Source organism: Flavobacterium beibuense F44-8 (assembly GCF_000769915.1).
In the GTDB taxonomy this organism is placed as follows: domain Bacteria; phylum Bacteroidota; class Bacteroidia; order Flavobacteriales; family Flavobacteriaceae; genus Flavobacterium; species Flavobacterium beibuense.
This window is the reverse complement of record NZ_JRLV01000027.1, coordinates 24,107-34,745: the sequence shown is the minus strand read 5'-3', so window position 1 is coordinate 34,745 and position 10,639 is coordinate 24,107. Positions and strand designations below refer to the sequence as shown.

Below are 10,639 nucleotides of genomic sequence, written 5' to 3'. Positions count from 1 at the left end.
ATTCAGAAGAAGCAGTACTCCACAGCGGAGCGGTAGTATCTTCAATAGTGATGATTTGAGTAAAGATCTCCGATACATTACCACACAGGTCAGTCGCTACCCAGGTATTGGTATAAGTACCACTATTGGCACAACCGGATGACACAAATGAACCTTCTGTTTTAGTGTAGCTTATTTCTCCGTCACAGTTGTCTGTTGCAACAGGCTGTTGCGCCTGAGCGGCAGCCAACCCGTCAAGGTCGCTACACTCAAGGGTAATATCTAATTCAGAAGAAGCAGTACTCCACACCGGAGCGGTGGTATCTTCGATAGTGATTATTTGGGTAAAGATTTCCGATACATTACCACACAAGTCGGTGGCTACCCAGGTGTTGGTGTAGGTACCACTATTAGCACAACCAGATGATACAAATGAACCTTCTGTTTTAGTATAGCTGATTTCTCCGTCACAGTTGTCGGTAGCTACTGGTTGTTGCGCCTGAGCGGCAGCCAGACCGTCAAGATCGATACACTCAAGGGTAATATCTAATTCAGAAGAAGCAGTACTCCACATCGGAGCAGTGGTATCTTCAATAGTGATGATTTGAGTAAAGATCTCCGATACATTACCACAAAGATCAGTGGCTACCCAGGTATTGGTGTAAGTACCACTATTGGCACAACCGGAGGATACGAACGAGCCTTCTGTTTTAGTGTATGAAATCTCACCATCACAGTTGTCTGTTGCAACAGGCTGTTGCGCCTGAGCGGCAGCTAATCCGTCAAGATCGCTACATTCAAGAGTAATATCTAATTCAGAAGAAGCAGTACTCCACAGCGGAGCAGTAGTGTCTTCAATAGTGATTATCTGGGTAAACACTTCCGATACATTACCACACAGGTCAGTCGCTACCCAGGTATTGGTATAAGTACCACTATTAGCACAACCGGAGGATACGAACGAGCCTTCTGTTTTAGTGTATGAAATCTCACCATCACAGTTGTCTGTTGCAACAGGCTGTTGCGCCTGAGCGGCAGCTAATCCGTCAAGATCGCTACATTCTAAAGTGATATTAAGTTCCATTGGTTCTGAACTCCACACCGGAGCGGTAGTATCTTCGATAGTGATTACCTGAGTAAACACTTCCGATACGTTACCACACAGGTCAGTAGCAATCCAGGTGTTGGTATAGGTTCCTGCGTTCACGCAACCTGATGACACAAACGAACCTTCTGTTTTAGTGTAGGCAATCTCACCGTCACAGTTATCGGTTGCTACAGGTTGTTGCGCCTGAGCGGCAGCCAATCCGTCAATATCGCTACACTCTAAAGTGATATTCAGTTCAGCATCCATTGTTGACCAAACCGGAGCGGTTGTATCTTCGATAGTGATTACCTGAGTAAATACTTCCGACACATTACCACATTCATCAGTAGCAATCCAGGTGTTGGTGTAGGTACCACTATTAGCACAACCAGATGATACAAACGAACCTTCGGTTTTGGTATATGAAACATCATTACAACTATCTTCTGCCACAGGTTCCTGTAATTGTGCAGCTGCTAGTGCTTCGCTATCACTACATTCCAGTATTACATCAAGATCCTGCGATCCGGTTATCCAGCCTGGAGGTGTTGTGTCTTCAACTGTAATGGTTTGACTTACAGGAAGTGATTCGTTATTACAGGCATCTTTAGCTATCCAGGTTCGGGTTATCGAATAAGTGCCGGGACATGAACCCGGAGTAGTTTCATCAGTATATGTTAATGAACTGATTGAACCGCTATTATCTGTGGCTGTAGCCTGAGCAAACGAAGGTGATTCCGGGCAGTTAATTGTTGAAGGGTCGGGTAGTGGGTCAATTACCGGTATAACTGTATCTCCATCTTCTATGGTTACAAACAGTTGTTTTGAACAGTTATAACTATCGGTAACGGTAACATTATAGTCACCTGGGGGGACATCGGCCAAATCTTTTGTGGTGGCTCCCGTGTTCCATAAATAGGTATAACCCGGAGTACCTCCGGATACAGTTAATGTTATGGATGACGTACCTCCGCTACAGCCCACACTGGTATGGCTTTCGCTCAGCATCAATTCTGTTGGCTGAACAATAAGCACGGTATAGGAGTTTGAGACATTTTCAAAATCAGTTACCGTTAATTTGGCAGTGTTGTTTTGGGTAGTATATACATGCGTAGGGTTTGGCAGGGTAGAATCGACAGGGCCTCCATCATTGTCAAAGTCCCATGCGTAAGTATACGGTTCTTTACCACCGTTTGTGGTCGATGTGAAATTTACAGTAGTTTCGTTCCCTACAGTACAGGCAGTATAAGTAAACTGTACCGCCAGTGGTTTTGAAATTGTAATAGCATTTGTGTAATCACACTGGGCGTTTGAAAAACTGTTACACTGATAGTTTTCTCCCGGATTATTACTACTACTCGTTTTCCATGCGATTATGGTATTGGTTAAATCTAACTCATCGCCACATACCCAGTCAAACGGACCGTATAACAGTTTGATATTGCTACCGGGAACAATTTGTCCCAAATAAACATTAAGAAAGGTGGTAACTCCACCTATATTTAAATCGGCATTAAGCCGTGCATAGTAGACACTTGAATTAGCGTTTGAAGTATAATTCAAATAAATATATACCTGTTGTACATCTCCAATGGTACAGGGAGTGTTCCCGATAGGGGTCCCGTCTACACCAGAAAGACTAAGGTATACATCAGTAAGGGTGTAGTTGTTTGATGTACAATCAAAACCACAGGTCCTTAAATCTACTTGCGAGTACGTAAAATGAATATTAAACAGCAGCATTAAGGTTATACAGACATATTTAATATTTTTAATTAGGGGGGTAGTGTTCTTCATAATCTTCAATTATTTAATTTTCCAGACTATTGTTTCCTAAGATTCTCATACTCATTTAATCAAAAAATGATTATAGAGTTTGTCCCATTAATTGTTTAATTAATGTTCGTTACATTTCAAAAAAGTTGCTTATTACGGTTGTTATTTTATTTGTAAAGAGTTACAAATGAAGTGTGTTGATGTTATTTTTGTTTTTGGGGCGTTTTGTTTAGGTGTTAAAAGGTTATTAGAATTAAATTGTATGTTTTAAATCATTTATTACCTAATTATTTAAATATTAGATAAAAAGAATATATCAAATTTATATTTTAAATACTGATTAAATAATGACGTCCGTCACAGAGAAAAATGATATACATCACAAAATTTTATATTGGGAAAGTGATACTGAATGTCAGGTAAAGAGTTGTTTGTAGGGAGTACATGAAATTATTACAATAAAAAAGTGCCCCGTTGAAGGCACAAATGACAGATTATAGTTTTACTGTATAATAGGAGAGATAATAAAATATACCTGCTAAATCAGTTTTTAAGAGAGGTAAGTCTGTTGAAGTTAAGTATATGGATAGTACCCGCATTTTTTTCGATAAGGCCTTCTTCTTTAAAATCACTTAATGTACGACTAACCGTTTCGGGAGAGGTTCCCGAAAGTGCGGCAAGATCATCGCGTGAAGTTTTAACCGTATTGCTGTCAGATCCATAGCGTTCGGTTAGTTTTATAATTGCTTCAGCTATCCTTTTTCTTACCGACATATAAGCTAATTGTAAAAGGCGTTCCTCTTTCTCCCTTATATCTTTAGCCAGTATTTTAATAAACCGGGTACCTATATCAGGATGTAAATACAAAAGCTTGTCCAGTTGATCAATAGGTAAAAAACTCAGGGTAGTATCTTCCAGAGTAACTGCGGTATCATTATATGGATTTTTTGAATGTATGATATTGATATCAAGATAATCACCTTCTTTATACATGCCTGTAATAAGTTCACGGCCTTCTTCAGTATGCTTTACCGTTTTTACTTTACCGCTTATAATGTAGTATATACCTATTACATGGTCTCCTTCGTAATGTATGTTTTGATGTGCTTTATATTGGCGATTACTACGTTCCAGCATGGCCTCTTTTAGTTTATGTAGTCCGTCTTTATGAGTAATTAGAGTATCAAGATTTTCTGCCGTGTGTCCGTAATATAGTTGTTGTGCCTCCTTTTTTTTTATTCGACACTCAATAGCCCTAAGCAGTTCGGCATCGTCAAATGGCTTTGTAAGATAATCATCGGCACCAAGCTCCATACCTTTTCGAATATCAGTCCTTTCGGCTTTTGCAGTCAAAAATATAAAGGGTATATTTTGTGTTTGCGGGGTTTTACTAAGTATATATAGTACGCCATAGCCGTCCATTTCGGGCATCATAATGTCGCATAGTATTACATCGGGTTCATTTTTAAGGGCCAGTTCCACACCGGTTTTTCCGTTAGCAGCAGCAAATACTTTATAGCCGGACAAATCCAATATCTCGGAAATATTTTCCCTGATATTATCATTGTCTTCTATGATTAATATTTTAATCATTTGCGCGGAAATTGTATCGTAAATAATGTTCCTTCATTAACCTCACTTTTGCAGCTTATGGTGCCTCCCATAAGTTTAACATAACGGGCTACAATATGCAGTCCTAATCCTGTTCCCGGTATGCTACCGGTATTATGAGCTCTGAAAAATGCTTCAAACAAATGTTCCTGATCTTCAACGGGTATACCAATACCGTTATCCTTAACGGTTATAATGATATTACTTTGGGTAACGACTGAGTTGATTTCAATACTGGTTTCTTCGCCCGAATACTTAATGGAATTGGCAACCAGATTTATAATACAGTTTTTAAGTAGGTTTACATCGAGTTTTACCAGCTTGGCTTTACCTGTATGTGAACCTATTATTTTTTGTTCTTTTTTTGCCAGGACCTGTAGTTCGTCTATAACTTCTTTAACAAAAACATCAATTTCAAATCGTGATGGAGATACCGTAACTTTATTAGATTCGGCTTTTTCCAACTGTAGGAAATCATCAAGAATAGTTTTAAGATTAGATATGGCACTTTTTATTTTATAGACGTGGCATTCAATTTTACTTTCCTCCAGGTTTTCGGCATAGCGTTGTATTAGCGATGTTGATAACTGTATAGTACTTAAAGGGGTACGGAACTCATGTGAGGCCATTGAGAGTAACCTGCTTTTAAGCTGCCCTGCTTTTTTTTCCTTTTCCAGTGCGGTACTTATTTCTTCTTTAGCATCAATAAGAGCCTCAATAGTTTCGTCTAACGAAATCGTCCTTGCTTTTACCAGCTCTTCCAAATGCTGGGTATATAACAGTAATTTGTTTTCGGCTTCTTTCTGGTAACTCAGGTCGTGTATAAAGCCTGTAAATATTCTTTTATCGCCAAGTTTAACTTCGCTTATAGCCAGCCTAAAAGGAAATACACTACCGTCTTTTTTATAACCTATTAATTCTTTATTAGCACTCCTTACTCTGTTGGTGCGTGATGAACGGCTGAAAGAACGTATCCATGAACTGTATTTCTCTTTTACTGTTGAAGGGATTAATACTGATATGTTTTGACCTATAATTTCTTCGGGAGTATATAAAAAGAGTTTGCAGGCAGATGGATTTATCAATTGTATTACCCCATGTTGATTTATGGTAATAATGCCGTCAATAGCATTTTCTATAATAGCATTTAATAGCATCTGATTTATCATGCCAATCAATATTTAGGGATAAATATTTAATATTTAATTAAAATTATTCATTATATAGATATTTTGCTTACGATTTTATTTGAAGGATGGTTTTCTGTCGATGAACAGTTTGATTTTTCGGATGAATGGTAATTTTTGAAGAATATTTTTACAAATAGATTAAATTGCTTCTAAATAAAGTTTGTTTTTTTTTAAAGAAAACTGAAAAATAACTTTCCTGATGATAGAAACCGAGCAATAAAGCCTGATATAAAATCTTTTAAGTTGATAATGAAAAAAAGAAAATATACTAAATACATCGCCTTATTTGTTATACTAATCCTAACTGTTGTAGTTTATATAGATAGTTTTGAAGATATTGAACAAATATGCAGTGATAAGCCGGGTAAAACAGAATATTATCTTATAAATTATGCTTTTAAAAGTGACTTTAGGGATGTGGTAACCCAACATAATAAAAGGGTAAAAATGGGTTAAGGTAAATACAGTAGGGTTTATTTAAAAAATAATATTTTAGAGCCTGGAGATCCAATATTTAATGATCAACTAAATTATAAAAAGGATGGTTGCAGTGATATTGATATCATGGACATTTACTGTGTAATTGACTTTAATAAAACCGATGACGGGGAAATTAGAGTAATCTATAATTTTCCTGATGAAGACCAGATGTTTCATGAAGTTATAAAAAAATAACATTAACCACACCAAATATAAAAATAATGATAGAGCCGGAAAAAGCAGTAGAAATTGTAAAAGAATATCTTGACAGTAATAAAATTACAGATGTTATAGTTTCAGAGAGAGTACGAACCCAAACAATAATAATACCTCATGGAGCTATGAAAGGTAAGGAATTAACAGTTCATACGGTATGTTATGATTATGATCATCCTTACATAACTTCTGCTGTATTTATAACAATAAATGCCGAAGACGGTACTTTACTTTATGGAATAAACTCAACAAGGTTTTTTGAATTTGACGAATAGTAATTTTATGTGTGTTTCTATAATAACTATATAAAAGAATTAGGTATTAATGGATAAAATTTTTTTGATAAACCAAGAACTTAACAATTTTACAGATACTGTTTTAGAGGAAAAATTCAGAGAAAAAAATCCTGTTTACGGTAAAGTGAATTATTATCCCATATTTGCTTCAAGATTACCGTTGTTTAAAAACATATTACTCGAAGAGGCTATTGATGCTCAAAATAGGGTCGTTCCGTTTTTTAACTTTATCAGGCTATCATGGATTCCGGTTCTGTGTGTTTTGGATTATAGTGATGACACACACTTTAAGCTGGAAATTATTAAACACATAAAATACCACTGGACAGCTAATGAGATTGACAATTTTAAAACTTATATAAAGTCACGTACTGACTGGCTATTGTTGTTTTGATTACCAATTATTAGAGATATAAATTTCCACTTATGAAAATTCAGACGATTTATGAAGTTGTAAAAAAATAATATGAGGAAATAATATGACTACTTTACAAAAAAAGACAATTGAGTATAATAATCTCAAAAAAACGCAGGAAAACAATACTTTAAAAATAAATTCATAAAAAATAACGAAATTCGCCATAACCTAAAACAAACATAGATTATGACAACAGTTAACATTTACCTTACGTTTGACGGAAACTGTAAGGAAGCTTTTGATTTTTATAAATCAGTATTTGGTGGAGAGTTTCCCTATGTAGGAACCTTCGGTGAAATGCCACAACATGATGGTATGCCTGCAATTAATGAAGAAATGAAAAACCGGATTATGCACATTACTTTACCTATAAGTAATGAAACCTGTCTTATGGGGAGTGATACCGGTGGCGAATGGGCAACAAATTTTAAAAATGGCAACAACTTTTCTGTAAGTGTAAATACAGATAGTATTGAGGAAGCAGACAGGATATTTAACGGACTATCTGAAGGGGGTAATATAACTATGCCTATGGCAAAAACTTTTTGGGAGTCTTACTTTGGAATGTTTACCGATAAATTTGGTATTAACTGGATGGTAAATTGTGAGTTGGCCTCACATAAGAAATTTGAAGAAGAGAACAGATAAGGAATTATTTAATTATGTAAAATTTTATCGTCAACGGATAATAGAAATATAAAGAAAAACCGCAATCAACTTTAAAAAGGATTGCGGTTTTTTGTAAGTTTATGTACCTAATTGAGAATAGTATTAATGCTTTTTACAAGTTACTTAACAATAAGTTTTTTGGAAACATTAAAAGCTCCCGAATTTATACTAACAATATATACACCGGTTGCTAAGTTATGAGTTATTCTACCTGATTCTTTTTGTTTATTTACTAATACCTGCCTACCATTTATATCGGTCACTGTTATGGTTGCCACATCGCCGGGTTGTAATTCAGGCATGGTAATATTAAACTCATTATTAATTGACGGGTTTGGATAAATAGTAATCAGTGCATTGTTTTCGGCTGTTAACTCTTCAACAGTGCTGTTTCTGGACTGGGGAGCTGCTTCAAATAACCATTGCGCACTTTCCCAGTTGTTTTGTCCTCCTAAGTATTGAGCATAACCGGTTAGGTTTTCAATATGTATCATACTACTGGTTTGCCATCTGTTTTTTATTCTTACCCATGTTCCGTCAACATATTCGCTAGACCATTGTGCACTCCACCATGAGTCTAAACCTGCTGTACATTGTACCGTTCCGGTTAAGTTTTCAATATGTATCATATCTCCGGTACCAACATTTTGCAGTATATAATAAGTACCGTCAACAGCTATTTTTTCCCATTTGTAGTTATTATTGGCAATACTAGGACCATATCCTACATTAGCACCTGCATCATACAGGTAATTATTGGTCCATTTATTTTTAATAGTGTAGTAGTTACCCCCGCCAGATGCTGTGTTAACCGTAATACTTGATGTTGCCGTTTTGTTACCGTCTGTAGTGGTTACCGTAATAGTTGCTGTTCCGCCCGAAACTGCTGTTACTAGTCCGTTCGCATTGACTGTTGCTACTGCGGTATTATTCGAAGCATATGTGACAGATTTATTGGTAGCGTTTGAAGGAGCGACTGTAGCAGTTAACTGTAAAGTCCCTCCAACACTTAAAGTAGCTGTAGCAGGAGAGAGGGTGACACCCGTAACGGCAACATTTTGTCCGCCCGAACAGTTAGTGCTTTGTGTCCATGAGAATGAACCGCCACCACTGGTGTTTTCATCGGTAGTAGCGTTACCACCTCTGTTAGAATAATCCATATTGCAATAAGTAGCATTACCGTTTGGAGCACTTGCTATAAGCACACAATAACCTCTTCCCCAATCCCTGTTGAGTGCATTGTTGTTTGGGAACTCTTTACCTGTACCGTTAACCGTTATATTATTAAAGTTAAGATTGTAAATACCATCTCCAGATCGTTTACTTATGGAAATAGCATCGTTTCTGGAATCTAAAATGTCAATATTATACATGTTAACATTTTTAACCTGAGTCCCTGCATTACTGGCACTAAAAATATCTATTGCGGCTACCGGATTATTATAGGTGTCGTTAAAAGTACCGCATGTTGTTATGGTAATATCATGTATTTCATGAGTTCCGCTATTATTGAAAGGAGCTCCGTCAAAATTGTTGCTTACACGAATACCTGCTTCAAGGTTATCTTTAATAATTAAGTTGTATGCCTTGTTATCTTTTCCGCCATAAATAGCAACACCGCTTGCACGCCAACAGTTTTCGGAAGTATTATATCTAAATGTATTATTGATACATTCCTGTCCGTTAGCAGACCACATTGCCTGGTCATCATCTCCATTGTTTCTAAAACTGCAATGTTCTACTACTGAATTTGCAGTTCCTTTACATAGGTTAATTCCATCGGCATAATTATTTCTAAAGCGACAGTGTGATAGTGTAAAACCATCGGCAATTGCTGGCCCTCCTACATTGTACTGTGCAATCCATGCACCACATTCAAAATGTTCTGCCCATATATTTTTTACGGTTGAACCAGAGGTGAACACACCATTAATAGCTTTATAAGAATTACTTCTGGAAGTTGAATTTGTGGTTAAGTAAAGATCGGCAAATGAAATATTACCGGCATTAGCCCTTAACCCGCCATTACCACTGCTGGTAGTAGTAAAATTGATTTGGGTATACCACATACCGGCACCAATTAAAGAAGTGTTTGATACACCAAAATACAATTCAGTACTCACGTTATATACGCCGCTTGGAATATATATTTTACTTCCTCCGTTTTGGTCAATAAACGATTGAAGGTTACTTCCGTTTCCGGTATAGGTTACAGCTCCTGAAGGAGCAGTTACTACTGCCGGGACAGGCTCCATCTCAGCAAAATCCAAATGGATGTTTCCTGATTCCCTTACCAGTTTTAAAGTACCTCCTACAGGTATTTTGTTTGGGAACTTATAGCGTACTTCATCAAAGCGCATTCGCGGATTTTGGTTTGTTATTCCGTTATTATTAGGATTCCCGTTACTCCACAGGTATTCCCACGACCAGGTAGAGGTAAGGGGTAGTGTTGTAACCTTTGTGTTTCCGTTATAAACACCCAGTGTAGCCAATTGTCCGTCGGGCACACTATATCTTATTACAAGTCCGTCGGCAGCCTCGGTTAAATTCCATTGTACGGTAGCATTTGAAGCCGACATATTTACACATTGCTGATTTGAAGCTTCCGATTGAAGGTCAGATTGGGCATATGATTTTGAAGTTGTTGAGGCACCATTAGATAATTGCCCCAGGTTGGCTTCATATCTTTTATAAGGGGCATCATAATACCCGCGTTGTGCATATAAACCGGAATGTAAGAGTAAGAAAAAGATAACAATCATAAAGTAATTTCTCTTTCTTTTGAAAGTAGTGGTAGGTAGTTGGTTATTCATATTTTAAATTTTTAAGTTTCTGTTAATTAAGTGTTTAACTAAGCTATATGTTTAACTAAAAATTTAAAAAAGGTAAGTTTAAAATCAAGAATACTATAACGGTT

At 36.7% G+C, this 10,639-nt stretch carries 8 protein-coding genes; 4 read left to right on the top strand and 4 right to left on the bottom strand.

Annotated features, from left to right (window positions below; genetic code table 11):
• From Q763_RS16400 to Q763_RS16390, 3 genes are all read right to left on the bottom strand, one after another.
• Positions 1-2,863 (bottom strand): PKD domain-containing protein (locus tag Q763_RS16400; protein WP_157499502.1); only part of this gene is annotated, 2,863 nt, incomplete at its 3' end.
• A gap of 522 nt (positions 2,864-3,385) precedes the next feature.
• Entirely contained in the window at positions 3,386-4,435 is a 1,050-nt protein-coding gene (locus Q763_RS16395) for a response regulator (RefSeq protein WP_035136126.1), read from the bottom strand.
• The gene (locus tag Q763_RS16390; protein ID WP_035136125.1) at positions 4,432-5,622 is read right to left on the bottom strand and encodes a PAS domain-containing sensor histidine kinase; all 1,191 of its coding nucleotides are present in this window, start codon (positions 5,620-5,622) and stop codon (positions 4,432-4,434) included. The genes Q763_RS16395 and Q763_RS16390 overlap by 4 nt, the downstream gene beginning before the upstream one ends.
• A gap of 270 nt (positions 5,623-5,892) precedes the next feature.
• Between Q763_RS16390 and Q763_RS16385 the strand changes: the two genes are divergently transcribed.
• The 4 genes from Q763_RS16385 (at position 5,893) to Q763_RS16370 (ending at position 7,701) form a co-directional block, all read left to right on the top strand.
• On the top strand, positions 5,893-6,099 hold the full coding sequence (locus tag Q763_RS16385; protein WP_035136124.1) for a hypothetical protein: 207 nt from the start codon (positions 5,893-5,895) through the stop codon (positions 6,097-6,099).
• 245 nt (positions 6,100-6,344) lie between these two features.
• Positions 6,345-6,614: a hypothetical protein gene (locus Q763_RS16380; RefSeq protein ID WP_035136123.1), complete on the top strand. Its 270-nt coding sequence runs from the start codon at positions 6,345-6,347 to the stop codon at positions 6,612-6,614.
• A gap of 49 nt (positions 6,615-6,663) precedes the next feature.
• A complete protein-coding gene (locus tag Q763_RS16375) occupies positions 6,664-7,029 on the top strand; it encodes a hypothetical protein (RefSeq protein WP_035136122.1) in 366 nt (121 codons plus the stop codon).
• A gap of 210 nt (positions 7,030-7,239) precedes the next feature.
• Positions 7,240-7,701 carry a VOC family protein gene (locus tag Q763_RS16370; RefSeq protein WP_035136121.1) on the top strand — a complete coding sequence of 154 codons (462 nt, stop codon included), beginning with the start codon at positions 7,240-7,242 and terminating at the stop codon, positions 7,699-7,701.
• A 140-nt stretch (positions 7,702-7,841) separates the two neighbouring features.
• Here the strand turns inward: Q763_RS16370 and Q763_RS16365 are convergent, their stop codons facing one another.
• A complete protein-coding gene (locus Q763_RS16365; protein ID WP_035136120.1) occupies positions 7,842-10,535 on the bottom strand; it encodes an Ig-like domain-containing protein in 2,694 nt (897 codons plus the stop codon).
• Between the last annotated feature and the right edge of the window lie 104 nt (positions 10,536-10,639).

Coding starts and splice junctions, on each gene's coding strand:
- Q763_RS16375 (WP_035136122.1), top strand. CDS start 6,664: ATGGATAAAATTTTTTTGATAAACCAAGAACTTAACAATTTTACAGAT.
- Q763_RS16380 (WP_035136123.1), top strand. CDS start 6,345: ATGATAGAGCCGGAAAAAGCAGTAGAAATTGTAAAAGAATATCTTGAC.
- Q763_RS16390 (WP_035136125.1), bottom strand. CDS start 5,622: ATGATAAATCAGATGCTATTAAATGCTATTATAGAAAATGCTATTGAC.
- Q763_RS16385 (WP_035136124.1), top strand. CDS start 5,893: ATGAAAAAAAGAAAATATACTAAATACATCGCCTTATTTGTTATACTA.
- Q763_RS16365 (WP_035136120.1), bottom strand. CDS start 10,535: ATGAATAACCAACTACCTACCACTACTTTCAAAAGAAAGAGAAATTAC.
- Q763_RS16395 (WP_035136126.1), bottom strand. CDS start 4,435: ATGATTAAAATATTAATCATAGAAGACAATGATAATATCAGGGAAAAT.
- Q763_RS16370 (WP_035136121.1), top strand. CDS start 7,240: ATGACAACAGTTAACATTTACCTTACGTTTGACGGAAACTGTAAGGAA.